Source organism: Streptomyces sp. WAC07094, from assembly GCF_036320405.1.
Classification (GTDB): Bacteria; Actinomycetota; Actinomycetes; order Streptomycetales; family Streptomycetaceae; genus Streptomyces; species Streptomyces lannensis.
This window is the reverse complement of the sequence record NZ_JAVMJZ010000001.1, coordinates 3392202-3417427: the sequence shown is the minus strand read 5'-3', so window position 1 is coordinate 3417427 and position 25226 is coordinate 3392202. Positions and strand designations below refer to the sequence as shown.

Sequence of the window (25226 nt, the reverse complement as noted above, 5' to 3'; positions counted from 1 at the left end):
CATGCCCCGTACCCGCACGAAGATCATCACCGTCCTGGCCGTGCTCGGGCTGACGACGGGCTGCGGCGCCGCCGACATGACCAAGCAGGCGTCGCCCTTCGCGAACGCGCAGGGCGCCAGGACCGTGACCCTCTCGGTGCAGTCGTGGGTCGGCGCGCAGGCCAACGTCGCGGTGGCCCAGTACCTCCTCCAGCACAAGCTCGGATACCGCGTCGACACGGTCCAGGTCGACGAGATCCCCGCCTGGGACGCGCTCAGCCAGGGCCGGGTCGACGCGATCCTCGAGGACTGGGGCCACCCGGACCAGGAGAAGCGCTACGTCGAGGACAAGAAGACGATCGCGCGGGCCGGAGGCCTCGGGGTCACCGGCCACATAGGCTGGTACGTCCCCACCTATCTCGTCCGGCAGCACCCCGACATCACCGACTGGAAGAACCTCGACAAGTACGCGAACCTGTTCCGCACCGCGGAGAGCGGCGGCAAGGGCCAGCTGATGGACGGCTCGCCGTCCTACGTCACCAACGACAAGGCGCTGGTGGAGAACCTGAAGCTGGACTACCAGGTGATCTTCGCCGGTTCGGAGGCGGCGCAGATCACGCAGATCAGGCAGTTCGCGAAGGAGCACAAGCCCTTCCTCACGTACTGGTACGCGCCGCAGTGGCTGTTCAAGAAGGTCCCGATGACCGAGGTCAGGCTGCCGCCGTACAAGGAGGGCTGCGACGCGGACCCGGCGAAGGTGGCGTGTGCGTACCCGCACACGCCACTGCAGAAGTACCTCAACGCCGACTTCGACCGCAGCGGCGGCAAGGCGGCGCGGTTCCTGAAGAAGTTCCACTGGACCACCGAGGACCAGAACAAGGTCGCCCTGATGATCGCCGACCAGAAGCTGACCCCGGAGCAGGCCGCGAAGAAGTGGGTGGACAGCCACGCCTCGACATGGAAGTCGTGGCTGTCCTGATCAGCCCTGCCCCAGCCGTGCGGCGAGTTCCCCGAGATGCGCCGCCGCACGGTGCTGCAGCCACGGCCCGAACGTGACGCGGGTGGCCCCGAGCGCGCCGAGTTCGCGGGGGGAGGGGCTCTCGCCGTCCAGCCGGGCGAACGCGTTGAGCGGTCCGGGGACCTGAGCCCGCAGTATCGGCAGTACGTCGGCGGGGGCGCCGATCGGATAGACGCAGTCGGCGCCCGCGGCGACGTACACCGCGGCCCGTTCGACGGCCCGTTCGGGATCGCCGTCGCCGTGGGCGAAGGTGTCCACACGGGCGTTGACGAACAGCCGGTCCCCGGCCGCGGCCCGCACTGCGGCGATCCGGTCGGCGTGCCGGTGCGGGTCAAGCAGGACACCCGCGTCCGAGTCCTCGAGGTTGCAGCCCACCGCCCCGGTCTCCAGCAGCCGCTCCACCAGCTCGCGCGGGGCCAGTCCGTATCCGTTCTCCAGGTCGGCCGACACCGGGACATCGACCGCGCGGACGATCCGGGCGACCGCAGCGAACATCTCGCCGGCGGGCGTCTCCCCGTCGGCGTACCCGAGCGAGGCGGCGATCCCCGCACTGGGCGTGGAGAGCGCCGGGAACCCCGCCTCCGCGAACACCCGTGCGCTGACCGCGTCCCAGGGGCCGGGCAGCACCAGGGGGTCGCCGGGCGGGCGATCGTGGTGCAGGGCCCGGAAGGTGTCGGCCGCGTTCACCACTCGGTGCTGCCCGGAGGGATCGGCCGGGCGCCCGCGAGGTGCGTGTCCGGGCAGAAGGCGCGGTGGTTGGGCTGGGAGCACGGACCTGGACCAGTTCGGCGAGCGCGGGGTCGTCGAGGCCCCGCCGCGAGGCGGCGCCGATGGCCTGCAGCGCCGTGCGCACTCCGGCGTCGAGCCGGGTGGTCCGGGCCGTCACGAATACTGGCCCGGCCGGTAGTGGCCCGGCACCGCACGGGCCGTCACGCCGAACCGGTTCCACGCGTTGATCACTGCGATCACGGCGATCAGCTGGGCGAGCTCCGCCTCGTCGAACTGCTCGGCGGCCTGCTCGTAGACCTCGTCCGGCACGAAGCCGTCGGTGAGGACGGTCACCGCGTCGGTCAGCTCCAGCGCCGCGACCTCCCTCTCGGTGTAGAAGTGCCGCGACTCCTCCCAGGCGCTCAGCTGGATGATCCGCTCGACGCTCTCGCCCGCCGCGAGCGCGTCCTTGGTGTGCATGTCCAGGCAGAAGGCGCAGTGGTTGAGCTGTGAGGCGCGGATCCGGACCAGCTCGCGCAGCTTGGGGTCTAGGCCCTCCCCGGCGGCCGCGTCCAGTCGCACCATCGTCTTGTACACCTGGGGGGCGTGCTTGGCCCACTGCATGCGGGGGGTGTGCTCGCGGGCGTATTCATGCGTCGTCATGCCGTCGACCCTAGGAGCGGAGCAGCCCAGGAGTATGGTCCATTTCCATGGCTGAATCCTGGGCCACCTTCGGTGTCGATCTTCATCTGGAGCCGACGGGACCGGCGGTGCGCAAGGGGCTGACCAGCGCGCTTCGCGAGGCGGTCCGCACCGGCCGGCTCGCGCAGGGGACCCGGCTGCCCTCCTCCCGCTCTCTCGCCGCCGACCTGGGCATCGCCCGCAACACGGTCGCCGACGCGTACGCCGACCTCGTGGCCGAGGGTTGGCTCGTCGCGCGCCAGGGCTCGGGCACCCGGGTGGCCGAGCGGACCTCGCCCGAGCCGCCGGCCGCCCCCGTCGTGCGGCTGCCCCGGGAGCGCAGGCGCCCGGTGCACGACCTGCAGCCCGGCACCCCCGACGTCGCCTCCTTCCCTCGTGTCGAATGGCTCAGGGCCGCCCGCCGCGCCCTGACGGCGGCGCCCAACGAGGTCCTGGGCTACGGCGACCCGCGCGGCCTCGCGGCACTGCGCACCGCGCTCGCGGAGTACCTGTCCCGCGCCCGGGGGGTGCGGGCCGACCCCGAGCACGTCCTGGTCTGCGCGGGCTTCGCACATGCGCTGACGATCCTCGGCAGGGTGCTGCACGCACGCGGAGTCCCCTCGGTCTCCGTCGAGACATACGGGCTCGAGGTGCACCGGGAGCTTCTGGAGGCGGCCGGTCTGCGCACCGAACCCCTTCCGTTCGACGCACGGGGCACGAGCACCGAGGGGCTCGCGGGACCGGGAGCGGTACTGCTGACTCCGGCCCACCAGTTCCCGATGGGCGTGCCGCTGCACCCCGCCCGGCGGGCGGCCGTCGTGGACTGGGCGCGGAACAGCGGCGGGCTGGTCCTCGAGGACGACTACGACGGGGAGTTCCGCTACGACCGGCAGCCGGTCGGGGCGTTGCAGGGACTGGACCCCGAGCACGTGGTCTATCTGGGAACGGCCAGCAAGTCCCTGGCCCCCGGGCTGCGCCTGGGCTGGATGGTGCTGCCCGAGGCGCTCCTCGAGGAGGCCGTCGCGGCCAAGGGCGCCTTCGACACATGCGGCGTGCTCGACCAGCTGGCCCTGGCGGAGTTCCTCACGTCGGGCGCGTACGACCGCCATGTGCGCGCCGCCCGGCTGCGCTACCGGCGCCGGCGCGACGCCCTGGTACGGGCTCTTGCGGTCCGCGCCCCCGGTGTCCGCATCACGGGGATCGCCGCCGGCCTGCACGCGGTCCTGCGGCTCCCGCCGGGCACCGAGGGGAGCGTGGTGCGCGCGGCGGCGTGGCAGGGCCTCGCGGTGCACGGGCTGGGCGGCTACCGCCACCCCGATGCGACCGTCGAGCCGATGGACGCCCTGGTCGTGGGATACGGAACACCGCCCGACCACGGTTGGGCGGGGGCGCTCGAGGCCCTGTGCAGGGTGCTGCCCTGACGGCCGGGACCGTCACCCCTCGGCGACGGGCGCCTCCCCGAACCGCGCGAGCGCCAGCGCCCCCGCCACGGCGACGACGAAGCCCACGACCGCGAGCCAGGCCAGTCCCTCACGGGTGCGGTCGCCCAGCCACACCACCCCGATCGCGGCCGGCCCCACAGTCTCGCCCACCACCATGCCCGCGGTGGCCACCGTGACCGATCCCCGCTCCAGCGCCGTGGTCAGCAGCAGAAAGGCCGCCCCGCCGCCCAGCACGAGCCCGTACGTCGCCGGATCGGTGAGCAGCGGTCCTGGCGCCAGCGAGTCGATGAGTCGCACCGACACCTCGACGACCCCGAAACCGAACCCGGCGCAGAGCCCCAGCACCAGGTCCCGGCGCCACCCCCGCAAACGGCCCCCGGCCGGTCCGAGCAGCAGCACCGCCACGGCCGTCGCCGGCATCGCGTACCTCAGCTCCGTGGACCCCGCGCGGCCGCCCTCCGTCCCCGACGCCACGCCCAGCATCGCCAGTCCGGCGCAGACCACCGCGACCGCGGCCCACTCGTTCCGGGTCGGCCGCACCCGCAGCAGCCGGGCCGCGACCACCGCCGTGACCGCCAGGCTGGAGGCGAGGGCCGCCGCCACCGCGTAGATCGGCAGGGACCGCAGGGCCGCGATCTGAAACAGGAACCCGAGCCCGTCCAGCGCGAGTCCGGCCACATACCGCCACTGCCCGAGCGCACGCAGCAGGAGCGCCGCGTCCCCGCCCTCGCCCCTGCCCACCGCGCGTGCCGCCATCGCCTGCAACACGGTCGCCGTGCCGAAGCAGACGGCCGCACCCAGCGCGCAGATCATTCCGAAGAGCACAGAGCGACTCCGAGGGGCGGCGGAAGAACGGGGGCATCGTCGAACACCCGAGTGACGATCTCTAGTCTGTCGGGCGGAAACTCACCGACGTCTCACCGACGTCCCACTCGACGAAGTCTCACTCGACGGGGGAACACGAACATGGCGGACACACGCCGGCAACTGCGCTCGGGCACGGTCGTCCTCGGTGGCATGGGACTCCTCGCCGCCGCACTCACCGCCTGCTCCTCGGACCCGGACAAGCGCTGCGTCGACCGCGACAGTTACACCCTCGGCCGGGGCTACCGGGTCGTCGCCGACAAGAACTGCACGTCTGCCAAGACGTCCTCCCACGGCTCCTGGTACTACGGCGGCAAGAAGAAGAGCGGCTTCGTCGAGGGCGGTTCCTTCACCCGGCCCGGCAAGGGGTCCGGCGGCGGCAGCCACGGCGTCGACCGGGGCGGCTTCGGCAGCCACGGCAAGTCCGGCGGCTGAGCCCACCGTGGAACGCCGTACCGTCGAGCCGCGTCCCGGCTGGCAGCAGACCGTCGAGGCGCAGGGCCTGGTCTACCCCCTCACCCGCCACCCGGACGACTCCCTGCGCCCGTACTGGGACGAGAGCGCGTACTACGTCTTCACGCTGCCCGAGGTGGAGGCACTGGAGGAGACGGTCGAGGAACTGCACGGGATGTGCCTGGCCGCGGCCGGGCACATCGTCGCCGCGGACCGCTTCGCCGACCTCGGCCTCACCGACCCGCGCGTCGTGGCGGCCGTCGCCGAGGCCTGGCACCGCCGCGCCGAACTCCCGTCCGTGTACGGCAGGTTCGACCTGCGCTACGACGGCACGGGACCGGCGAAGCTGCTGGAGTACAACGCCGACACGCCCACGTCCCTGGTCGAGGCGGCCAGTCCCCAGTGGTTCTGGATGGAGGACCGCTTCCCGGACGCCGACCAGTGGAACTCCCTGCACGAACGCCTGGTCGCGGCCTGGAAGAAGCAGTCCGCCCTCCTCCCGCCCGGCAGCCCGCTCCACTTCGCGCACTCCTCGGCCGACGAGCTCGGCGAGGACCTGATGACGATCGCCTATCTGAAGGAGACCGCCGATCAGGCCGGCCTCGACACCGACTGGATCTCCATGGAGGAGATCGGCTGGGATCCGCTCTCCGGGCGCTTCGTCGACAACAGGCTCCGGTTCATCCGCAGCTGCTTCAAGCTCTACCCCTGGGAGTGGCTGACCGCGGACCGCTTCGCCGGACACGTCCTGGACACCCTCGACAACGGCGGCGGTACGGGCAGCACCCTGTGGATCGAGCCCGCCTGGAAGATGCTGCTCAGCAACAAGGCCCTCCTGGCGGTCCTCTGGGAGCTGTACCCGGGCCATCCGAATCTGCTCCCCGCGTACCTGGACGGCCCCCGCGATCTGGCCGGCACCGCGGGCTACGTCGCCAAGCCGCTCCTCGGCCGCGAGGGCGAGGGGGTGACGGTCCACGAGCCGGGATCCGAGCCCGTCGTGCGCGACGAGGCGTGCTGCTACCAGGAACTGGCGCCCCTGCCGTCGTTCGACGGCAATCGCGTCGTCCTCGGAGCCTGGGTCGTCGAGGGCGAGTCGGCCGGGCTCGGCATCCGCGAGTCCTCCGGCCTGATCACCGACGAGTACGCCCGCTTCCTGCCGCACGTGATCCTCTAGAGGCCAAGGACCGCGCGCAACTGGGCGAGCCCCCAGTCCAGGTCCTCCTTGCCGATGACGAGCGGCGGGGCGATCCGGACGGTGGAACCGTGGGTGTCCTTCACCAGGACACCCCGGTCCATCAGCTTCTCGGCGACCTCGCGTCCCGTGCCGCAGTCGGGACGGATGTCCACCCCGGCCCACAGTCCGCGCCCGCGTACCCCGGTGACCCGGCCGGTGCCGGCCAGCGCGCGCAGTTCACGGTGCAGATGGTCGCCCAGCTCGGCGGCGCGTGCCTGGTACTCCCCCGACCGCAGCATCGCGATCACCTCGAGCGCCACCGCGCAGGCGAGCGGGTTCCCGCCGAAGGTCGAGCCGTGCTCGCCCGGCCGGAACACCCCGAGCACCTCGGCGCTCGACACCACGGCCGACACCGGCACGATCCCGCCGCCGAGCGCCTTGCCGAGCACGTACATGTCCGGAACGACACCCTCGTGCTCGCAGGCGAACGTCCGTCCCGTCCGGCCGAGCCCCGACTGGATCTCGTCGGCGACGAAGAGCACGCCTCGTTCGCGGGTGAGCTCCCGTACCGCGGGCAGGTAGCCGGCGGGCGGCACCAGCACGCCCGCCTCGCCCTGGATCGGTTCGAGCAGCACCGCCACCGTGTTCTCGGTCATCGCCGCGCGCATCGCGGTCAGGTCGCCGTAGGGCACGATCTCGAAGCCCGGCGTGTAGGGCCCGAAGTCCGCACGTGCCTCGGGGTCGGTGGAGAAGCTGATGATCGTCGTCGTACGGCCGTGGAAGTTGTTGCCCGCGACCACGATCTTCGCCATCAGGGCGGGCACGCCCTTGACCCGGTAACCCCACTTGCGGGCCGTCTTGACGGCGCTCTCCACCGCCTCGGCGCCCGTGTTCATCGGCAGCACCATCTCCATCCCGCACAGCGCCGCGAGCTGCTCGCAGAACGCCCCGAACCGGTCGTGGTGGAACGCCCGGGACGTCAGCGTCACCCGCGCCAGCTGTGCCTTGGCCGCATCGATCAACCGCCGGTTGCAGTGGCCGAAGTTCAGCGCCGAGTACCCGGCCAGCAGATCCAGATAGCGGCGCCCCTCCACGTCCGTCATCCAGGCCCCGTCCGCGGTGGCCACGACGACGGGGAGGGGGTGGTAGGTGGGCGCGCCGTGTGCCTCGGCCACGGCGACGAAGCTGTCGGTGGTGCTCACGGGGCTCCCCTTCCGGCCGTGCGAGGGCGTCTTCCCTCCTTCCTATCGTCGCTCGCATGGTGGACGCAGGAGCCTGGCCGACGGGCCCGCCCGGTAGGCTGACCGACGGGCCGTGACTGGCGCGCTGGGATGGGACCGACCATCGGGGAGCGGCCCGTAGTCGAGCGATCGAGTGCCGTGCGCCTGGGCCGACCGTGAACGCTGAACGCCCGCCGTCCGGAGGTCCCCATGCCAGAGCAGCCACTCTCCACCGAGTCCGCGGCCTTCCGAGCCGCCCTGGACGTGATCCGCGCCGTGGAGCCGAGGGTCGCCGACGCCATCGGCCAGGAGGTCGCCGACCAGCGCGAGATGCTCAAGCTGATCGCCTCCGAGAACTACGCCTCCCCGGCCACACTGCTGGCGATGGGCAACTGGTTCAGCGACAAGTACGCCGAGGGCACCGTCGGCCGCCGCTTCTACGCCGGCTGCCGCAACGTCGACACCGTCGAGTCGCTCGCCGCCGAGCACGCCAAGGAGCTGTTCGGCGCCCGACACGCCTATGTCCAGCCGCACTCCGGCATCGACGCCAACCTGGTCGCCTTCTGGGCGGTCCTGGCCCAGCGGGTCGAGGCCCCTGCCCTGGAGAAGGCCGGTGTCCGCCAGGTCAACGACCTGTCCGAGGAGGACTGGGCCGAGTTGCGCCGGGCCTTCGGCAACCAGCGCATGCTCGGCATGTCCCTGGACGCGGGCGGCCACCTCACCCACGGCTTCCGCCCGAACATCTCCGGCAAGATGTTCGACCAGCGCTCGTACGGCACCGACCCGGTCACGGGCCTGATCGACTACGAGGCCCTGCGTGCCTCGGCCCGCGAGTTCAGGCCGCTGATCATCGTGGCGGGCTACTCGGCCTACCCCCGGCTGGTGAACTTCCGGGTCATGCGCGAGATCGCCGACGAGGTCGGCGCGACGCTCATGGTCGACATGGCGCACTTCGCCGGCCTCGTCGCGGGCAAGGTCCTGACCGGCGACTTCGACCCGATCCCGCACGCCCAGATCGTGACGACTACCACCCACAAGTCGCTGCGCGGCCCGCGCGGCGGCATGGTCCTGTGCGACGACTCGCTCAAGGACCAGGTCGACCGCGGCTGCCCGATGGTGCTGGGCGGTCCGCTGCCGCATGTGATGGCCGCGAAGGCGGTCGCCCTGGCGGAGGCCCGGCAGGACTCGTTCCGCGACTACGCCCGGCGGATCGTCGACAACTCCCGCGCCCTGGCCGAAGGCCTGGTGCGCCGCGGCGCCACCCTCGTCACCGGCGGCACCGACAACCACCTGAACCTGATCGACGTGGCCTCCTCCTACGGCCTCACCGGCCGCCAGGCGGAAGCGGCGCTGCTGGAGTCGGGCATCGTCACCAACCGCAACGCCATCCCGGCCGACCCGAACGGAGCCTGGTACACCTCGGGCATCCGCATCGGCACGCCGGCGCTGACCACGCGCGGTCTCGGCGTCGCGGAGATGGACGAGATCGCCGGCCTGATCGACCGTGTGCTGACCGAGGCCGTCCCCGGCACCACGGGCAAGGGAACCCCCTCGAAGGCCCAGCACGTGCTGGACCTCAAGGTCGCGGACGAGGTCGCCCGCCGGGCGTCCGACCTGCTGACCGGTTTCCCGCTGTACCCGGAGATCGACCTGAGCTGATCGGGGTCCGCGCGGCGACCCTCACCGGAGGTCTCCGAGATCGATCAGTTCCTGTCGCGGCGGTCCGGCATCCCGCCGGGCCGCCGCCCGCCGCAGCGCGACGAACGCGCCGCCGCCCCCCAGCACCAGCCCGGCCCCGAGTCCCACCGCGCCCCAGCGCAGTCCGTCCGCGGAGTCGTCCCCGGCGGCGACGCGCTCCCCGAACAGGCCGTCCCGCGCCAGCCGGTCGAAGAGCGACCGGGGCACCCGCCGCCACCGGATGTCGTCGTCGGACACGTCCGGTGCCGGATCCGAGCGCACCCACGCCGTCCCGTCCTGCGCCAGGAAGACCTGGTCCTCCCGCTCGATGGCCACGTCACCGCCGGGCGCCCTCCGGGTGTACGGCCAGCCCCCGATCCCGGTCAGCGCCCACACCACGGTGGCCCGTACCTGTGGATACCGGCCCCGGGTCCAGTCCTCCGGCACCCGTTCCGTCCCGCCGTCCATCGGGGACAGCAGTTGCAGCAGCAGCGCGAAGTCGTGGTCGCCCGAGCGCAGCGCCGTCGTGCGGCCGCTGCCGCCCGTCACGACGAGCGCCAGGTCGGGTATGTCCTTGCTCACGGCCTGCGACGGAGCGGCGGCCGCCGCCAGCGCCGCGACCGTCACCGCCAGGGCCGCCAGCAGTCTGCCCGGCCCGCGCACGAGGCCCCCCATGTTTGTCATGTCCCCTTGTTACACCGTCGACGACGCTTCGCTTCACCCCTGTTTCCGGCACGTTCCGGCGGGGGCCCCGGGACCTGAGAGAATGACGGACATGGCCTCACTTCGCGTGCTCTCCGGGATCCAGCCCACCGCCGGCTCGTTCCACCTCGGCAACTACCTCGGCGCCGTCCGTCAGTGGGTGGCCCTCCAGGAGACCCACGACGCGTTCTACATGGTCGTCGACCTGCACGCGATCACCATCCCGCAGGACCCCGCGGAGCTGCGCGCCAACACCCGGCTCGCCGCCGCCCAGCTGCTCGCGGCCGGGCTCGACCCGGAGCGTTGCACGCTCTTCGTGCAGAGCCACGTCCCCGAGCACGCACAGCTCGCCTGGATCATGAACTGCCTCACCGGCTTCGGCGAGGCGAGCCGTATGACCCAGTTCAAGGACAAGTCCGCGAAGCAGGGTGCCGACCGCGCGAGCGTCGGCCTGTTCACGTACCCGATCCTCCAGGTCGCGGACATCCTGCTGTACCAGGCCAACGAGGTGCCGGTCGGTGAGGACCAGCGCCAGCACATCGAGCTGACCCGCGACCTCGCCGAGCGCTTCAACGGCCGGTTCGGGGACACCTTCACGGTCCCGCGGCCCTACATCCTGAAGGAGACGGCGAAGATCTACGACCTTCAGGAGCCGTCGATCAAGATGAGCAAGTCGGCGTCCACGCCGAAGGGCCTGATCAACCTGCTCGACGACCCGAAGACCACCGCCAAGAAGGTCAAGAGCGCCGTCACGGACACCGACACCGTCGTCCGGTACGACCCGGAGGGGAAGCCGGGCGTCAGCAATCTGCTGACCATCTACTCGACCCTCAGCGGTGCGGCCGTCGCGGAACTGGAGGAGAAGTACGCGGGCAAGGGCTACGGTGCGCTCAAGACGGACCTCGCCGAGGTCATGGTCGACTTCGTGACGCCGTTCCGGGAGCGCACCCAGCAGTACCTGGACGACCCCGAGACGCTCGACTCGATCCTGGCCAAGGGCGCGGAGAAGGCGCGTGCGGTCGCGGCGGAGACCCTCTCGCAGGCATACGCGAGGGTCGGCTTCCTGCCCGCCAAGCACTGACCCCCACCGGGCCCCGGCGCGCCGCGGAGTGCTGCACTCCACTCCGTCTGCGCCTGCCCGAGGGCACAGACCTGGCCGTACAGTCGGAAGCCGAACATCTCCGCGGCGGCTCGTCCTGCCCCGGGCCATGCACACCAACACGACGACAGGAGACGACGTGGGGACCGTAACGATCGGTGTGTCGATCGCGGTCCCGGAGCCTCACGGCAGCCAGCTCCAGGAGCTGCGCGCGGGCTTCGGCGACGCCGCGGCTCACGGCATCCCCACGCACGTCACCCTGTTGCCTCCGACGGAGGTCGACGCCCGCGAGCTGCCCGCGATCGAGGCCCACCTCGTCGAGGTCGCGGCGGCGGGCCGGCCCTTCCCGATGCGGCTCGCCGGGACGGGCACGTTCCGGCCCCTGTCGCCCGTCGTGTACGTCAGGGTCGTCCAGGGCGCCGAGGTGTGCGCGCGGCTGCAGAAGCAGGTCCGTGACGCCTCCGGGCCGCTGGCCCGCGAGCTGCTCTTCCCCTACCACCCGCACGTCACGGTCGCGCACGGCATCGACGAGGCGGCGATGGACCGGGCCTACGAGGAACTCGCCGACTACCGCGCCGAATGGCCCTGCACCGGGTTCGCGCTGTACGAGCAGGGCGCGGACGGCGTCTGGCGCAAGCTGCGGGAGTTCGTGTTCGGCGGCGCGGTCGTGCCGCCGCAGGCGTCCGCACGGGCCGAGGACGCCACCCTCCCGCTGTTCTAGCCCGCCCGCGGCCGGGCGGGCCGCGCTCACCGGACGGGCAACCGCCGGAACAGCGCCCGGGGCAGATGCCGCAGCGCCGACATCACCAGTCGCAGCGCCCCCGGCACCCACACCACCTCCGACCCCCTGCGCAGGCCGATCTCGATCGCGGCGGCGATCTCCTCCGGCGTCGCGGCCAGGGGTGCCGCGTCCCGGGCCTGCGTCCCGCTTCTACGGACCGAGGCGGGGCGTACGACCATGACGTGCACACCGGTGCCGTGGAGCGCGTCTCCGAGGCCCTGTGCGAACGTGTCGAGCCCCGCCTTGCTGGAGCCGTAGATGAAGTCGGCGCGGCGGGCGCGCTCGCCGGCCACCGACGACAGCACCACCAGCGCGCCGTGGCCCTGGTCCTGGAGCGCACGGGCGCACACCAGCCCCGCCGAGACCGCACCCGTGTAGTTGGTCTGCGCCACACGTGCCGCGGCCAGCGGGTCGCGCTCGTCGGTCGCCTGATCACCGAGCACACCGAACGCGAGGATCACCAGGTCGATCTCGCCCTCCGTGAACACCTTCCCGAGGACGCTCTCGTGGGACTCAGGGTCGAGCGCGTCGAAGGCCACGGTGCGGGTGTCGGCGCCGAGTTCGCTCAAGTGCTCGGCCGCCCTGTTGAGGCCGGGGGACGGGCGCCCGGCCAGCCATACGGTCCGGGTGCGGCGGGCGATGAGGCGGCGCGCGGTGGCCAGCGCGATCTCGGACGTGCCGCCGAGAATCAGCAGGGACTTCGGAGGGCTGAAAGCGTCCTTGGGGGCAGGCATGACCGTGACCGTAGCGCCGTGAAACAGGCATAACATCTCAATGTCCCCGGTCTGTGCGGCTCCTCACCGGAATGGGCGAGTCACCGTACGCGGCCGGCGATGCCGAATGCCGCGCTCACGGGGGTACCCGAGGAATGACCGAGGGACACGAGGGGAGATCCGGATCATGGACTGGCTGAAGAAGCTCCCCGTCATCGGGCCGTTGGTCATACGCCTCATGGCCACGCACGCCTGGCGCTCCTACGAGCGCCTCGACCGTGTGAAGTGGACCCGGCTCGCCGCCGCGATGACGTTCATCAGCTTCGTGGCGCTCTTTCCGCTGCTCACCATCACCGCCGCGATCGCCGCCGCGACCCTCAGCGAGTCCCGCCAGAAGGAGCTGCAGAACAAGATCGCCGAGCAGTTCCCCGGCATCTCCGGCCAGCTCGACATCCACGGTCTGGTGCAGAACGCGGGCACCGTCGGCCTCATCGCCGGCGCCACGCTGTTCTTGGTGGGCATCGGCTGGGTCGCCCAGGTGCGGGACTGCCTGCGTGCCGTGTGGGAGCTGCCCGACAGAGGTGAGAACCCGGTGCTGGCCAAGGCCAAGGACGGGGTGGTGCTCGTCGGCCTGGGCGGCGCGATCCTGGTGACCATCGCCGTGACCACCGTCGCCTCGGTGCTGATCGACCGGGTGGCCGGGCAGTTGGGCCTCGAACGGAACGGCTGGGGCAGCGTCCTGCTGCAGGTCGCCGCCCTCCTCGTCGCCGTCGTCGCCGACTTCCTGGTCCTGCTGTACGTGCTCACCCTGCTGCCCGGCGTCGAACCCCCACGGCACCGGCTGCTGACCGCCGCCCTGATCGGCGCGGTCGGCTTCGAACTGCTCAAGCTGCTGCTCAGCGGATACATCCAGGGCGTCGCGTCGAAGAGCATGTACGGCGCCTTCGGGGTGCCCGTCGCCCTGCTGCTGTGGATCAACTTCACCGCGAAACTCGTGCTGTTCTGCGCCGCCTGGACGGCGACGCGGAGCAGCGGGTCCGACGGTGTCAGGGGCGCGTCCGGCGGCGCACCAGATCCGGCAGCGGCCAGCGGCGGTTGACCAGGAAGACGCCCGCCGCGAGCAGCACGAGCACCCCGGCGGCGATGGCGAGCGCCACGCCGACCCCGCCGGAGCCGCTCTCCCGCACCGAGGCGGCCACCGGCTTGGCCGAGGTCTGCTCCCCACCCGGGGCGGCGGTCGCGGGCGCGCTGGGCTGTGAGCCGGCCTGGGCGCCCCGCGGGGCGACGAGTTCGCCCACCGGAGTCACCTTCCCGGCCGCGCCGAAGCCCCAGTCGAGCAGCCGGGCGGCCTCCTTGTAGACCTCGTTGTGGTCCTTCTTCTCCGGGTTCATCACGGTGACGAGCAGCACCCGGCCGCCGCGTTCGGCGACACCCGTGAAGGTGGCGCCCGCGTTGGTGGTGTTGCCGTTCTTCACACCCGCGATGCCCTGGTACGGGGTGATGTCGGAGTCCCCGGCCAGCAGCCTGTTGGTGTTCTGGATCTCGAAGGACCCGCGCGTAGTCCTGCCGTGCTTCTTGGTGGTCTCGCCCGGGAACTTCGCCCGCACCGTCGAGCAGTACTCCCGGAAGTCCTTCTTCTGCAGCCCCGAGCGGGCGAACAGGGTCAGGTCGTAGGCGGAGGAGACCTGGCCGCCGGCGTCGTAGCCGTCGGGGCTGACCACATGCGTGTCGAGAGCCTGGAGTTCCTCGGCGTGCGCCTGCATGTCCTCGACGGTCTGCTTGACGCCGTGGTTCATCGAGGACAGCACATGCACGGCGTCGTTGCCGGAGCGCAGGAAGACACCGAGCCACAGGTCGTGGACCGTGTAGGTCTCGCCCTCCTTTATCCCGACCAGGCTGGACCCGGCGCCCATGCCGGCCAGGTCGGAGGGAGCCACCTTGTGCTTCTCGCTCCTCGGGAACTTGGGCAGCACCGTGTCGGCGAACAGCATCTTCAGCGTGCTCGCCGGGGGAAGCCGCCAGTGCGCGTTGTGGGCGGCGAGGACGTCACCGGACTCGGCGTCGGCGACGATCCAGGAGCGCGCGCTCAGGTCCTTCGGGAGCACGGGGGCACCGCTGCCGAGATTGGCCTGGGTTCCGGGTTTGCCCAGCAAAGCGCCGCCGACGGTCGACATGCGGGCCGGGGGCGTGGCCGCATGGGACAGGGTCGGGCTCTGCGTGTCCGCGAGGGCGGTCGCGGGAGCTGCGAGCGTGAGGGGCAACAGGGCTGCGGTGGCGAGCGCCAGACGGCGCCCGGCGATCTTCTTCATGGCGGACACGGTGGCGAAAGTACAGGGCGCGGAGCGGGAAGTCCCGCCGTATCCCGGCCGATGCTCGGTACCCCGCGCCGAGCGGCGCCCGGAGAACCGCGATACTGAACTCATGAAGCTCAGCCGCCCCGTCTCCTGGTTCCTGCTCGCCTTCGGGGTGTGGAGCTGGGTCATCTGGATCACTTTCGTCAAGAACCTGTGGAAGGACGGCAGTGGACTCGCGTTCGACGACGCGGGGAATCCGACGGCCTACTTCTGGGTGCACTTGACGCTTGCCGTCGTCTCCTTTGTCTTGGGGACTGTCATCGGTGCCCTGGGGTTGCGCGGACTGCGCGCGTTGCGGCGAACGTCATAGCGGAGGGCTGGAGAACGGTGGTCGTTGTCGTCCTGTTGATCGCTCTGACCGCCCTGGTCGCCCTGGCGGCGCTGCACTGGTTCGCGTGGCGCCGGCTGGTGCGCGACACGACCCGGGGTCCGGGCCCGGCCCGCCGAGCCGGCGCAGTGGTGCTCGTCGCCGGACCGGTGCTCATGGTCGGGGCCCTGGTCGCCGAGCGGGCCGGAGCCCCCTTCTGGCTCCAGCGCGCCCTCGGATGGCCCGGGTTCCTGTGGATGGCGGTTTCGCTCTATCTGCTGCTGGCACTGGTCGCGGGTGAACTCGTGCGTCCCCTGGTCCACCTGCTGGTGCGGCGCGGGTCGCGGACGAGGCAGACGGCGCCGAGTCCCGCACCGGTCCCGGCGGGGACGGCACCCGCCCGGTCCGAGTCGGAAGCGGAACCCGTCCAGGACCCGGCGCCCCCGCCCGCGGACCCCTCGCGCCGTCTCTTCGTCTCCCGGGCGGTCGGCGGCGCGGTGGCCGCCGCCACGGCAGGCACGGTGGGGTACGGCACATACGGCGTTCTGCGCGGCCCCGCCGTGAAACGCGTCACGGTCCCGCTGGCCCGGCTGCCGCGCTCGGCCCACGGGTTCCGCATCGCCGTCGTGAGCGACATCCATCTGGGCCCGGTGCTCGGCCGTGGCTTCGCACAGCGCGTGGTGGACACGATCAACTCGACCCAGCCGGACCTGATCGCGGTCGTCGGAGACCTGGTCGACGGCAGCGTGAAGGACCTGGGCCCGTCCGCGGCACCGCTGTCCCGGCTGAGGGCGCGCCACGGCAGCTACTTCGTCACCGGCAACCACGAGTACTTCTCCGGCGCGGACCAGTGGGTCGAGGAGGTACGCCGGCTCGGTCTGCACCCGCTGGAGAACGCGCGCACGGAACTGCCCGCGTTCGACCTGGCCGGCGTCAACGACCTGGCGGGCGAGAGCGAGGGCGAGGGCCCCGACTTCGGCAAGGCACTGGGCGATCGCGACACCTCGCGCGCCGTGGTGCTGCTGGCCCATCAACCGCTGCAGATCCACGAGGCCGTGCGCCATCACGTGGACCTTCAGCTCTCCGGCCACACCCACGGCGGCCAGCTCTGGCCCGGAAACTTCGTGGCGGCCGCCGCCAACCCGACCGTCGCGGGCCTGGACCGGTACGGCGACACGCAGTTGTACGTCTCCCGGGGAGCGGGCGCCTGGGGGCCGCCGACGCGGGTCGGCGCGCCGTCGGACATCACGATCGTGCAACTGGCGTCGAAGCAGGCGTGAGGCTGTCCCCCGGCCCGTGAAATGCCGTTGGATCAAGCCTTGGACAAGTTCACTCTCATCTCAACAAATCCCTCTTCCCTCAGGTCAAACTCCTGTGATTAGGTGATCCGCGCCACAGGGGAGTGGCATGCGCTGAGTGCCTGGGGAGGGCGCGCCGATGCGTTCGGTTCGCATACGGATTCTCGCGACTGTGCTGGTTCTGGCAGGAGTGGGAGTGGGCGGGTGGCAGTTGCTGCCGGCCGCGGAGAACAGCAACAAGACGATCACCGTGGGGACGACGGACGCCGTCACGTCCCTGGACCCGGCGGGGGCCTACGACGCAGGATCCTGGGCGTTGTTCAGCAGCGTGTTCCAGTCGCTGCTGACCTTCGAACCCGACGGTGTGGAACCGGTGCCGGACGCGGCCAAGAGCTGCGGGTTCCTCGGGTCGGACCTGCAGACGTACCGCTGCACCCTGCGCGACGGACTGACGTTCCCGAGCGGGCGCACCATGACCGCCGAGGACGTCAAGTACTCCTTCGACCGGGTCAAGAAGATCAACTCGGATGTCGGCCCGGCGTCCCTGCTCGAGACACTGGATTCGGTCGACGCCAGCAAACTCACCGTCACCTTCCATCTGTCCTCGTCCGACGCGACGTTCCCCTTCAAGGTGGCCACCGGCGCCGGAGTGATCGTCGACCACACCAAGTACCCGCAGAACGCGCTGCGCGGCGACTCCGGTGCCGACGGGACGGGCCCGTACACCCTGACGTCGTACTCGAAGGACAAGAACGCCGTCCTCGCCCCGAACACCCGCTACAAGGGCAACGTCAAGGACACGGGCCGGCCCATCGACCTGCGCTACTACGCAGATCCCGCCGCGCTGGAGAAGGCCTGGAAGGCGAAGGAGGTCGACGTCGCCGCGCGCCAGCTGCCGCCCGCCATGCTCGCGGACCTCTCACCGACCGACCCCGACCAGCGCGTCAGCGAGGCCGACAGCGCCGAGATCCGCAATCTGGTCCTGAACACCGCCTCCAGCTCGCCGCTGCACGACCGCCGGGTCCGCCAGGCCGTCGCGATGACGGTCAACCGCGAGGAGCTGATCTACAAGGTGTACGAGGGCACTGCCGACCCGCTCTACTCGCTCATCCCGGCGGGCATCACGGGGCACACCACCTCGTTCTTCGACGCCTACCCCACGCACAGCGTCGCCAAGGCCCGCGCGCTGCTCACCGAGGCGGGGGTGCATGTGCCCGTCCACTTCACCTACGGCTACGGCAAGGGCCGCGGCGCCGCCGAGGAGGAGGCCACCGAGCTGAAGCGGCAGCTCGAGGCGACCGGGTTGTTCAAGGTGGACCTCCAGGGCTACGAGTGGACCGCCTTCCAGAAGCGGTACGCGGAAGGCAAGCTCGACGCGTACGCCGTCGGCTGGGTGGCCGACTACCCCGACCCGGACACCTTCACCGCCCCGCTCATCGGTACCGGGAACAGCATGAAGAACGGCTACGGCAACGAGGAAGTCGACGGGCTGATCCGGGAGAGCCAGCGGTTCTCGGACCGCGCCCGGAGCGCCGAGGACTTCGAGCGGATCCAGCAGCACGTGGCGGACGACGTTCCGCTGATCCCGCTGTGGCAGCGCAAGGAGTACGTGGTCAGCAGCGAGGACGTCGGCGGAGGCCAGTACCTGTCGGACGGTACCGGCGTCTTCCGGCTCTGGCGGCTGACCTGGATCTGACGGACGTCGGGCGGGCGCTCACCGGTGGTCCCGGTCGTGCGCCCGCTCCGGCAGCGTGACCGTCACCGCCAGCCCCTCGCCCGGCGCCGTCCGCACCGCCACATCGCCGCCGTGCGCCGCCACCACCCCGTGCACGATCGCCATGCCGAGCCCGCTGCCCGCACCCTGGCCCGCGCGGAAGAAGCGGTCGAAGACACGTGCCGCGTCCTCCTCCGCGAGGCCCGGACCCTCGTCCGCGACGCACAGCCGTACGACCTCGCCCTCGCGTTCGAGACCGAGCAGCACCGGAGTGCCGGCGGGCGTGTGGACCCGGACGTTCGTCACGAGGTTGCCGAGCACCTGACGCAGACCCGACTCGTCGGCCCGTACGAGCAGCGCTCCGTCCGCACGCACCGTCACCGGCCGTCCCGGCTGCTGGGCCCGCAGGTCCTCCGCCGCGTCCCGCACCAGCCGGCTCAGGTCCACGTTCCGGAAACGGAGTTCGGGCCGCTGGTCCAGGCGGGCGAGGACGAGGAGTTCGTCCACCAGGCGTCCCATCCGGTCCGCCTCCGCCATCATCCGCTCCCAGGACCGCTTGCGCTCGTCCGGATCGGTGAGCATCCCCTTGTCGTACAGCTGGAGGTAGCCGCGTATCGCCGACAGAGGCGTGCGCAGCTCGTGCGAGGCGTCCGCGACGAAGTGGCGGAGCTGGGCGGCGCTGCGCTCGCGTGTGCGATACGCGGACTCCACCTGGTGGAGCATCGAGTTGAGCGCGGTGCGCAGCTGCTCCACCTCCAGTGATGTCTCCTTGCTGGAGGGCATCCGCCGGGTCAGATCGCCCTCGGCGATGGCCGACGACGTCTCCACCATGTCCTCCAGCGGCCGCATCCGCCGGCCCACACTGATCATCGTCAGCACCGCGAGCAGGGCCAGCAGCAGGGTCCCGATGGTGAGATCGAGTCTGAGCGCCTTGGCCATGCCGGTGTGCAGCACCCTGGTCGAGCGGGCGAGCAGCACATAGGTGCCGTCCGCGAGCCGCGCCCCGGTCACACGGTAGGGGTCGCCGCGCAGGTGGATGTCGCGCGGTTGGGGGGCCACGACGAGTGCGGCGGGGTCGTGGACGGCGGAGGCGAGCGCCTGCTGGGCGTCGGTCGGCTTCAGGCCGGCGACGGTGAGCACCGTGCCGTCCCGGTCGACGGCCGCGAACACGGAGTCCGGGTTCGGCGAGTCGCCGCCGCTGTGCGGCAGCAGCCGGTCGCGGACGACCGCAAGCGCGCTCAGCGAGTCGATCTCCCGCAGGGTCAGCTGCGAACGCACCAGCGAGTCACGTGATTTGGTCAGCTCGGTGTCGATCTGCCCGAGTACGTAGTGCCGCATGCCCATCAGGCTGATGGCGGTCGCCGCCACGATACCGAGCGCCAGCAGCCCCACGTTCGCCAGCGTCAACTTGCCGCGCAGGGAGTGGATGCCCCGTGACCGCGGGAGCGGGGGGAGTCGCGGAAGCATCATGCCAGGCCGTATCCGACACCCCGCCGTGTGGTGATCACCGGCGGTCCGAGCGTGTCGAGCTTGCGGCGCAGATAACTGACGTACGTCTCGACGACCGTCGACTCGGGCGGTGTGTGCTCGTACTGCCACACATGGCGCAGCAGCTGTTCCTTGGGCACGATCCGGCCTCCGTTGCGCACCAGGAAGCGCAGCAGCGCGTACTCCGTGGGGGTCAGCTCGACCGTGCGGCCCGCACGGTGCACCGAGTAGGTCGTCTCGTCCAGCTCCAGATCGCCGTAGCGCAGCGGTGGACGCTGGGGCAGGACGTCCGCCGTGCGGGTGCGCCGCAGGACGGCCCGCAGCCGCGCGACGACCTCGTCTATGTTGAACGGCTTGGTGATGTAGTCGTCGCCGAAGCCGAGCGCCCCGACGATCTCGGCGGGCGCGTCGCGTGCGGTGACGAAGACCAGCGCCAGGTCCGGCCGGCGGGCGCGAAGTTCCCGGCCGAGCGCACGTCCGTCGCCGTCCGGCAGCATCACGTCCAGCAGCGCCGCGTCCGGCCGTGTCCGTTCCGCGAGGGTGAGTGCCTCGCGCACGGTGCCCGCGATCATCACCTGGAAGCGGTGATAGCGCAGGGCGATGGCGAGGACGTCCGCGATGCTCTCCTCGTCCTCGACCACGAGAACCGTGGCCCCTTCGTGCGCTGCCTCGTTGGCCGTCATGTCCCCCAGTATCCGCGGCGGCACCGGCGGCCGGGGCGGTGGGCGCTTTGGAGTTCCTTGAGAGTCGGGCCGTGGCGAGCCCGCCCGGGCCCGCCGCCGCCGATCCTGGTGCTCCGGGACCTGGGGGACGCCGATGAAGGAGGGTGGAGAGTGACGACACTGGCGAGGTGGTGCTATCGGCACCGGTTGCTGGTCCTGTTGTTGTGGGTGGGAGCGCTGGTCGGGATGGGCGTGACGGCGTCCGCCAAGGGGCCCGACTACGCGAATGTCTTCTCCCTGCCGAACACGGACTCCAAGACCGCGTACGACCTGATGACGAAGGCCTTTCCCAAGGCCTCGGGCGACACCGACACGGTGGTCTGGAAGGTCGAGCGCGGATCGGTGCGCGACGAGGCGGTGCGGGCGCGGATCCAGCCCGCACTGGCGAAGATCGCGCGGATGCCGGGGATCGGCGCGGTCGGCAGCCCCTACGCGGGCCCCCAGGGCGCGGCGCAGATCAGCCGGGACGGGACGATCGCGTACGCGCAGCTGACGTTCACCGAGCGGGCCAACGAGGTGCCCCAGGAACTGGTCCAGGACGTCGTCGACACGGCGCAGGACGCCGAGCGCGGCGGTCTCGAGGTCGAGTTGGGCGGTCAGGCGATCACCCGGATCCAGCAGCCGCCCACCGGCCTGTCCGAGATGGTCGGCATCGTGGCGGCGGCGGTCGTGCTGTTCCTGGCCTTCGGCTCGCTCTTCGCGATGCTGCTGCCGATCGCCGTCGCGGTGTTCGGTGTCGGCATCGGGCTGTTCTCCACGCAGCTGATCAGCCATGTCACGGACGTGCCCGACATCGCGCCCCTGCTGGCCTCGTTGATCGGCCTCGGGGTCGGCATCGACTACGCCCTGTTCATCGTCACCCGGCACCGGCGCGGCATCCTGCGCGGCATGGAGCCGGAGGAGGCGGCGGTCACCGCCCTCAACACCTCCGGCCGGGCGGTGCTGTTCGCGGGCGGCACGGTGTGCATCGCGCTCGCCGGGATGCTGGTGACCAATCTGCGCTTCCTGGACGGTGTGGTCATCGGCACCTCGCTCACCGTCGTGCTGAGCGTGCTCGCGGCCGTCACCCTGCTGCCGGCGCTGCTCGGTCTGCTCGGCCCGCGGGTGCTCAGCCGCCGGCAGCGGCGGCGGCTCGCGGCCCAGGGACCCGAAGCGGAGCGGGCGAGCGGCCTCGCGGCGAAGTGGTCGGCCACGGTGCAGAAGCGCCCCCGGACCATCGCCGTGCTCGCGGTGGTGGTCATGACCGTGCTCGCCCTGCCCGTGCTCTCCCTTCGCCTCGGGGCCGCCGACCAGGGCAACGACGACGCGTCGACGACGACCCGCAAGGCGTACGACCTGCTCGCCGAGGGCTTCGGACCCGGCTTCAACGGGCCGCTGCAGGTGGTCTCGGTCAGCGGTGACACGGACACGCTGGTCCGGGGCATCCGGGAGACAGACGGCGTGGCCCGGGCGGCCGCGCTGCCGCCCGCACAGGGCGTCACGGTCATCCAGGTCGTCCCGACCACCTCGCCGCAGTCCGAGCAGACGGACAGGCTCATCGACACCCTGCGCGACGAGGTGATCCCGAAGGCGGGAGCGCAGGCCCATGTCGGCGGCGTCACGGCGGTCTCCAAGGACTTCGCGTCCGTCACCGGCGACCGGCTGCCGTACTTCATCGGGACCATCATCGGGCTCGGCTTCCTGCTCCTGCTGATCGCGTTCCGCTCGCTCGTGGTGCCGCTGACGGCCGCCGTGATGAACCTGATCGCCGCGGCGTCGTCCTTCGGCGTCCTGGTGGCGGTCTTCCAGTGGGGCTGGGGCCTGGACCTGCTGGGCCTCGGCAAGGAGGGGCCGATCCAGGCCTTCCTGCCGATCATCATGCTGTCCCTGCTGTTCGGTCTGTCGATGGACTACCAGGTCTTCCTGGTGAGCCGGATGCACGAGGAGTGGGTGCACACCAGGGACAACGCCCGCGCCGTCCGGGTCGGCCTCGCGGAGACCAGCCGGGTCATCAACTCCGCGGCTCTGATCATGGTCTGCGTGTTCCTGGCGTTCGTGCTCAGCGGCAACTCGGGCGCCGCGATGGCGGGCGTCGGGCTCGCCGCGGCCGTGGCGCTGGACGCGTTCGTCCTGCGGACGGCGCTGGTGCCGGCGGTGATGCATCTGCTCGGTGGGGCGAACTGGTGGCTGCCCGGCTGGCTGGAGAGGCGGCTGCCGCATCTGGCGGTGGAGCCGGCCGAAGAGCCGCAGCAGGAGAGGACGCCGACGGCCGGGGGCGCGACGGTGGTGTACGGGTTCGTACGGGACGCGGAGGGCGAGCCGGTCCAGGGAGCGGCCGCGACGCTGCTCTCGAAGGGCGGCCGTCAGCTGGACCGCGTCACATCACTGGCGGACGGCTCCTACATCCTCGCGGTCCCCTCGCCGGGCACCTACCTCGTGGCGATCACGGCCGCCGCGTACGGATCGAAGGCCCGGCACGTGGTCGTCGGCGAGGAACCGCTGGTGCACGACGTGGAGTTGGCGGGCGACGAGGTGGACGCCGTCAACCGGCCCTCCACCGCCCGGCCTTGAGGCTCGCGCCCGCATCGAGGCCGGTCCCGGCACCGATCGTGCGGGCGGTGTGACGATCCCGCCGGGGGCGTGGACGCGGTGGTTCCCGCACATGTCCCCGGCCGGATCGCTCCGCAGGTGAAGGCGCCGGCCCGGACGACGCACACCGGTATCCGTGCCTCGGCGCAGGGGGCGACCCCGGTCTTCGGGTCCGGTGGTGTTCAGGCGGTGGCCGTCACTCGGCCCGCTGCCTGCTTCCGGGGTCCGGCAGCATCTTCGTCATGCCCGGCAGGAAGTCCGTGAACAGTTCGTGCACCTCGAGGACAAGGGGCCGCAGCACACGGAAGCGGGCCAGGGCGACACCCCGGGCGGTGAGCCGGGCGCCGCGTTCGGCCAGCCGGTAGCTGCGCTCGCGGCCCTCGGTCCTGTCGAAGATCCAGTACAGCACGAGCCCCATCTGGGAGAGCCACATCAACTCGGGCAGGACGTCCCGCAGATCGGCGGAGACCTTGGTCTTCGCGCCCGCCAGCACCTCCTTGTGGACGGCGATGGCCTCCTGGCGCGCGTGCTCCGACTCGGGGGAGAAGGGGCTGAGCGGACTGTCCGGGTCGGCGGCGTTCTTGAAGAACTGCACCGCGAACTCGTGGTAGGGCGTGGCGATGTCCAGCCACGCCTCCAGGACGCCCGCCAGCCGTGCCTCGAGACCGGTCTCCCGCTCCAGGACCTCCCGGACCGCCAGCCGGTGCTCGGCGGCGATCCGGTCGTAGAAGCCCTGGATCAGATGTTCCTTGCCCGCGAAGTAGTAGTAGGCGTTCCCCACGGAGACGCCGGCCTCCTTGGCGATCGCCCGCATCGTCGTCTTGTCGTAGCCGCGCTCCTGGAACAGGCGCATCGCCGTCTCCAGGATGAGCGCACGGGTCTGCTCCGACTTGGTGGGCGTACCGGCCTCGTCGGCTCGGTCGTTCTTCGAGGGCACGAACACAGAGCCTAACGAGTGGCGCAGGCGCCGCCGTCGCACCCGGGCCCCGTGTAGGTCCACCCCCGTGCCGGGTCGTAGCGCCAGCCGTCCCCCTGCCGGTAGGCGCGCCCGCCCCACTGCGCCCCGCGCCACTTGGCGGCCGCCAGCACCGCGCCCCTGGCGAGCCTGGCCCCCGTCGGCGTGCTGAGCCGGTGGGCGAGGGCACGGTGGCCGCGCAGCGCCCACAGCGTCACGACCCAGGCGCCGGGCCCGCGGTAGAGCTGGCCTGCGTCGCCGACGACGGTGATCTCGTCGAGGGTGGCGCGGTGGTCGAGTCCGGGAAAGCGCAGGCGCGCCTCCTGCGAGCCGGCCGGAACCAGGTCGAGCGGTACCAGCTGGGGCTGCCGTACCAGCCAGTCGCGCAGGAAGGTGCACAGGGAGCACTCGGCGTCGTACAGGACGGTCAGCCCGTGGACCGGGACGCGCGCGGCGTCCCGGATCTCCGGGGCCGGCACGGCTCAGGCCCCCGTCGAAGGCGTGACCCAGCCCTGCGGTCCGACGGGCGGGACCTGCTCCCGCTCCATCGCACCGTGCCGCCGGATCCTGTTGAGCACGTACACGTTGCCCAGGTGCATCGCACCGAGCACCAGCAGCACCACGCCGAGCTTGGTCGACAGTGCCTCGAAGATGCCGCGCGCGTCCTCGACGGTGCCGTGGCCGTTCAGATACAGCGCCACGAAGCCGAGGTTGACGAGGTAGAAGCCGACCACGAGGAGGTGGTTGACGGCGTCGGCGAGCTTCTCGTTCCCGTGCAGCACGTCCTCGAGGAAGACCCGCCCGTTGCGGCTGAGGGTGCGCGCCACCCAGACCGTCAGGGCGACGCTGATCAGCAGATAGATGACGTAGGCGATGACCGTGAGGTCCATGTCCCCACCCTTCTTGAACGCGTTCAAAAACGCTGACGGTGTTGACTGTAGACCTGTTTTTGAACGTGTTCAACTCAATCGGGAGAGGTGCGCCCCGTGGTCCGGCCGCCACGTGAAGCGACGGTCACGCCTGCGCCCCGAACCTCGACGCGGAGGGCGGATGTCGTGACGCCTCCGCGGCATCCGTACGAAATCCACCGGAACCCCGGCCTCAAGGCCTGCCTGGCCACCAAGTGGTCCCCGTTCTGCTTCCACAACGAACTCCGGTTCTCCACCGGACTCCTGCCCCCCGACCGGATCGACGCGGAGACGTCGTCGGAGACGACCGACCGGGAACCGGTGCGCACACGCCGAGAACCGGAGCGCGGTGCGTGCCGCCCGCCGGCTGAGCAACCGGGGCCCCTCCCGCCCTGCCCATG

Annotated in this window: 24 protein-coding genes and 1 riboswitch; of the genes, 12 read left to right on the top strand and 12 right to left on the bottom strand. The window is 71.4% G+C overall.

Annotation, left to right across the window (positions count from 1 at the left end):
* The first annotated feature begins 1 nt into the window (after position 1).
* A complete protein-coding gene (locus RCR19_RS14980; RefSeq protein ID WP_331265615.1) occupies positions 2 to 958 on the top strand; it encodes an ABC transporter substrate-binding protein in 957 nt (318 codons plus the stop codon).
* Here the strand turns inward: RCR19_RS14980 and RCR19_RS14975 are convergent, their stop codons facing one another.
* Together RCR19_RS14975 and RCR19_RS14970 are read right to left on the bottom strand one after the other, a co-directional pair.
* Positions 959 to 1684: an isocitrate lyase/phosphoenolpyruvate mutase family protein gene (locus RCR19_RS14975; protein ID WP_331265614.1), complete on the bottom strand. Its 726-nt coding sequence runs from the start codon at positions 1682 to 1684 to the stop codon at positions 959 to 961.
* A 195-nt stretch (positions 1685 to 1879) separates the two neighbouring features.
* Entirely contained in the window at positions 1880 to 2368 is a 489-nt protein-coding gene (locus RCR19_RS14970) for a carboxymuconolactone decarboxylase family protein (protein WP_331265613.1), read from the bottom strand.
* 47 nt (positions 2369 to 2415) lie between these two features.
* Here RCR19_RS14970 and RCR19_RS14965 point away from each other — a divergent pair, with 47 nt between their 5' ends.
* Positions 2416 to 3807 carry a PLP-dependent aminotransferase family protein gene (locus RCR19_RS14965; RefSeq protein ID WP_331265612.1) on the top strand — a complete coding sequence of 464 codons (1392 nt, stop codon included), beginning with the start codon at positions 2416 to 2418 and terminating at the stop codon, positions 3805 to 3807.
* A 12-nt stretch (positions 3808 to 3819) separates the two neighbouring features.
* Here the strand turns inward: RCR19_RS14965 and RCR19_RS14960 are convergent, their stop codons facing one another.
* Positions 3820 to 4641, bottom strand: coding sequence for a hypothetical protein (locus RCR19_RS14960; protein WP_331269447.1), 822 nt, complete (start codon positions 4639 to 4641; stop codon positions 3820 to 3822).
* Positions 4642 to 4794: 153 nt separating this feature from the next.
* On the opposite strand from RCR19_RS14960, the gene RCR19_RS14955 reads away from it, so the two are divergent.
* Positions 4795 to 5127 carry a hypothetical protein gene (locus RCR19_RS14955; protein ID WP_059128527.1) on the top strand — a complete coding sequence of 111 codons (333 nt, stop codon included), beginning with the start codon at positions 4795 to 4797 and terminating at the stop codon, positions 5125 to 5127.
* 7 nt (positions 5128 to 5134) lie between these two features.
* Entirely contained in the window at positions 5135 to 6319 is a 1185-nt protein-coding gene (locus RCR19_RS14950) for a glutathionylspermidine synthase family protein (protein WP_331265611.1), read from the top strand.
* Here the strand turns inward: RCR19_RS14950 and rocD are convergent.
* Entirely contained in the window at positions 6316 to 7521 is a 1206-nt protein-coding gene (gene rocD / locus RCR19_RS14945) for an ornithine--oxo-acid transaminase (RefSeq protein WP_331265610.1), read from the bottom strand. The genes RCR19_RS14950 and rocD overlap by 4 nt on opposite strands.
* 102 nt (positions 7522 to 7623) lie before the next feature.
* Positions 7624 to 7717: riboswitch (ZMP/ZTP riboswitch) on the top strand.
* A gap of 32 nt (positions 7718 to 7749) precedes the next feature.
* On the opposite strand from rocD, the gene RCR19_RS14940 reads away from it, so the two are divergent.
* Complete coding sequence (locus RCR19_RS14940) at positions 7750 to 9198, top strand: glycine hydroxymethyltransferase (protein WP_331265609.1); 1449 nt, start codon at positions 7750 to 7752, stop codon at positions 9196 to 9198.
* A gap of 21 nt (positions 9199 to 9219) precedes the next feature.
* Here RCR19_RS14940 and RCR19_RS14935 read toward each other — a convergent pair whose 3' ends face one another.
* Positions 9220 to 9900: a hypothetical protein gene (locus RCR19_RS14935; protein WP_331265608.1), complete on the bottom strand. Its 681-nt coding sequence runs from the start codon at positions 9898 to 9900 to the stop codon at positions 9220 to 9222.
* A 91-nt stretch (positions 9901 to 9991) separates the two neighbouring features.
* Here RCR19_RS14935 and trpS point away from each other — a divergent pair, with 91 nt between their 5' ends.
* Both trpS and RCR19_RS14925 read left to right on the top strand, forming a co-directional pair.
* The gene (gene trpS / locus RCR19_RS14930) at positions 9992 to 10999 is read left to right on the top strand and encodes a tryptophan--tRNA ligase (protein WP_331265607.1); all 1008 of its coding nucleotides are present in this window, start codon (positions 9992 to 9994) and stop codon (positions 10997 to 10999) included.
* Positions 11000 to 11156: 157 nt separating this feature from the next.
* Positions 11157 to 11738 (top strand): 2'-5' RNA ligase family protein, encoded by a 582-nt coding sequence (locus RCR19_RS14925; protein ID WP_331265606.1) that lies wholly within the window; start codon positions 11157 to 11159, stop codon positions 11736 to 11738.
* Between the two features lie 26 nt (positions 11739 to 11764).
* On the opposite strand, the gene RCR19_RS14920 is transcribed toward RCR19_RS14925, so the two are convergent.
* Positions 11765 to 12532 (bottom strand): decaprenylphospho-beta-D-erythro-pentofuranosid-2-ulose 2-reductase, encoded by a 768-nt coding sequence (locus tag RCR19_RS14920; protein ID WP_331265605.1) that lies wholly within the window; start codon positions 12530 to 12532, stop codon positions 11765 to 11767.
* Positions 12533 to 12698: 166 nt separating this feature from the next.
* Here RCR19_RS14920 and RCR19_RS14915 point away from each other — a divergent pair, with 166 nt between their 5' ends.
* Positions 12699 to 13610 (top strand): YihY/virulence factor BrkB family protein, encoded by a 912-nt coding sequence (locus RCR19_RS14915; RefSeq protein ID WP_331265604.1) that lies wholly within the window; start codon positions 12699 to 12701, stop codon positions 13608 to 13610.
* Here RCR19_RS14915 and RCR19_RS14910 read toward each other — a convergent pair.
* Complete coding sequence (locus tag RCR19_RS14910) at positions 13558 to 14820, bottom strand: D-alanyl-D-alanine carboxypeptidase (RefSeq protein WP_331265603.1); 1263 nt, start codon at positions 14818 to 14820, stop codon at positions 13558 to 13560. The genes RCR19_RS14915 and RCR19_RS14910 overlap by 53 nt on opposite strands.
* Before the next feature lie 112 nt (positions 14821 to 14932).
* On the opposite strand from RCR19_RS14910, the gene RCR19_RS14905 reads away from it, so the two are divergent.
* From RCR19_RS14905 to RCR19_RS14895, 3 genes are all read left to right on the top strand, one after another.
* Entirely contained in the window at positions 14933 to 15175 is a 243-nt protein-coding gene (locus RCR19_RS14905) for a hypothetical protein (protein ID WP_059128518.1), read from the top strand.
* A 17-nt stretch (positions 15176 to 15192) separates the two neighbouring features.
* Positions 15193 to 16452: a metallophosphoesterase gene (locus RCR19_RS14900; protein ID WP_331265602.1), complete on the top strand. Its 1260-nt coding sequence runs from the start codon at positions 15193 to 15195 to the stop codon at positions 16450 to 16452.
* A 157-nt stretch (positions 16453 to 16609) separates the two neighbouring features.
* Positions 16610 to 18166: an ABC transporter substrate-binding protein gene (locus tag RCR19_RS14895; RefSeq protein WP_331265601.1), complete on the top strand. Its 1557-nt coding sequence runs from the start codon at positions 16610 to 16612 to the stop codon at positions 18164 to 18166.
* An 18-nt stretch (positions 18167 to 18184) separates the two neighbouring features.
* Here the strand turns inward: RCR19_RS14895 and RCR19_RS14890 are convergent, their stop codons facing one another.
* Positions 18185 to 19654, bottom strand: a complete 1470-nt coding sequence (locus RCR19_RS14890; RefSeq protein ID WP_331265600.1) for a HAMP domain-containing sensor histidine kinase — start codon at positions 19652 to 19654, stop codon at positions 18185 to 18187.
* Positions 19651 to 20355 (bottom strand): response regulator transcription factor, encoded by a 705-nt coding sequence (locus tag RCR19_RS14885; RefSeq protein ID WP_059128556.1) that lies wholly within the window; start codon positions 20353 to 20355, stop codon positions 19651 to 19653. Before RCR19_RS14885 ends, RCR19_RS14890 begins: the two co-directional genes overlap by 4 nt.
* Positions 20356 to 20514: 159 nt before the next feature.
* Here RCR19_RS14885 and RCR19_RS14880 point away from each other — a divergent pair, with 159 nt between their 5' ends.
* A complete protein-coding gene (locus RCR19_RS14880; RefSeq protein WP_331269446.1) occupies positions 20515 to 22944 on the top strand; it encodes an MMPL family transporter in 2430 nt (809 codons plus the stop codon).
* A gap of 214 nt (positions 22945 to 23158) precedes the next feature.
* On the opposite strand, the gene RCR19_RS14875 is transcribed toward RCR19_RS14880, so the two are convergent.
* From RCR19_RS14875 to RCR19_RS14865, 3 genes are read right to left on the bottom strand one after another with little or no spacing between them, the layout of a single operon-like run.
* Positions 23159 to 23899, bottom strand: coding sequence for a TetR family transcriptional regulator (locus RCR19_RS14875; RefSeq protein WP_331265599.1), 741 nt, complete (start codon positions 23897 to 23899; stop codon positions 23159 to 23161).
* Positions 23900 to 23910: 11 nt separating this feature from the next.
* Positions 23911 to 24396, bottom strand: a complete 486-nt coding sequence (locus RCR19_RS14870) for a DCC1-like thiol-disulfide oxidoreductase family protein (protein ID WP_331265598.1) — start codon at positions 24394 to 24396, stop codon at positions 23911 to 23913.
* A gap of 3 nt (positions 24397 to 24399) precedes the next feature.
* Positions 24400 to 24807 (bottom strand): hypothetical protein, encoded by a 408-nt coding sequence (locus tag RCR19_RS14865; RefSeq protein ID WP_331265597.1) that lies wholly within the window; start codon positions 24805 to 24807, stop codon positions 24400 to 24402.
* Positions 24808 to 25226: the final 419 nt, after the last annotated feature.

Excerpts from the sequence above, each read along its gene's own strand:
- RCR19_RS14895 (WP_331265601.1), top strand. The coding sequence starts at position 16,610 with ATGCGTTCGGTTCGCATACGGATTCTCGCGACTGTGCTGGTTCTGGCA.
- RCR19_RS14960 (WP_331269447.1), bottom strand. The coding sequence starts at position 4,641 with ATGATCTGCGCGCTGGGTGCGGCCGTCTGCTTCGGCACGGCGACCGTG.
- RCR19_RS14980 (WP_331265615.1), top strand. The coding sequence starts at position 2 with ATGCCCCGTACCCGCACGAAGATCATCACCGTCCTGGCCGTGCTCGGG.
- RCR19_RS14905 (WP_059128518.1), top strand. The coding sequence starts at position 14,933 with ATGAAGCTCAGCCGCCCCGTCTCCTGGTTCCTGCTCGCCTTCGGGGTG.
- RCR19_RS14915 (WP_331265604.1), top strand. The coding sequence starts at position 12,699 with ATGGACTGGCTGAAGAAGCTCCCCGTCATCGGGCCGTTGGTCATACGC.
- RCR19_RS14935 (WP_331265608.1), bottom strand. The coding sequence starts at position 9,900 with ATGACAAACATGGGGGGCCTCGTGCGCGGGCCGGGCAGACTGCTGGCG.
- RCR19_RS14965 (WP_331265612.1), top strand. The coding sequence starts at position 2,416 with ATGGCTGAATCCTGGGCCACCTTCGGTGTCGATCTTCATCTGGAGCCG.
- trpS (WP_331265607.1), top strand. The coding sequence starts at position 9,992 with ATGGCCTCACTTCGCGTGCTCTCCGGGATCCAGCCCACCGCCGGCTCG.
- RCR19_RS14910 (WP_331265603.1), bottom strand. The coding sequence starts at position 14,820 with ATGAAGAAGATCGCCGGGCGCCGTCTGGCGCTCGCCACCGCAGCCCTG.
- RCR19_RS14885 (WP_059128556.1), bottom strand. The coding sequence starts at position 20,355 with ATGACGGCCAACGAGGCAGCGCACGAAGGGGCCACGGTTCTCGTGGTC.
- RCR19_RS14940 (WP_331265609.1), top strand. The coding sequence starts at position 7,750 with ATGCCAGAGCAGCCACTCTCCACCGAGTCCGCGGCCTTCCGAGCCGCC.
- RCR19_RS14920 (WP_331265605.1), bottom strand. The coding sequence starts at position 12,532 with ATGCCTGCCCCCAAGGACGCTTTCAGCCCTCCGAAGTCCCTGCTGATT.
- RCR19_RS14865 (WP_331265597.1), bottom strand. The coding sequence starts at position 24,807 with ATGGACCTCACGGTCATCGCCTACGTCATCTATCTGCTGATCAGCGTC.
- RCR19_RS14970 (WP_331265613.1), bottom strand. The coding sequence starts at position 2,368 with ATGACGACGCATGAATACGCCCGCGAGCACACCCCCCGCATGCAGTGG.
- RCR19_RS14890 (WP_331265600.1), bottom strand. The coding sequence starts at position 19,654 with ATGATGCTTCCGCGACTCCCCCCGCTCCCGCGGTCACGGGGCATCCAC.
- RCR19_RS14955 (WP_059128527.1), top strand. The coding sequence starts at position 4,795 with ATGGCGGACACACGCCGGCAACTGCGCTCGGGCACGGTCGTCCTCGGT.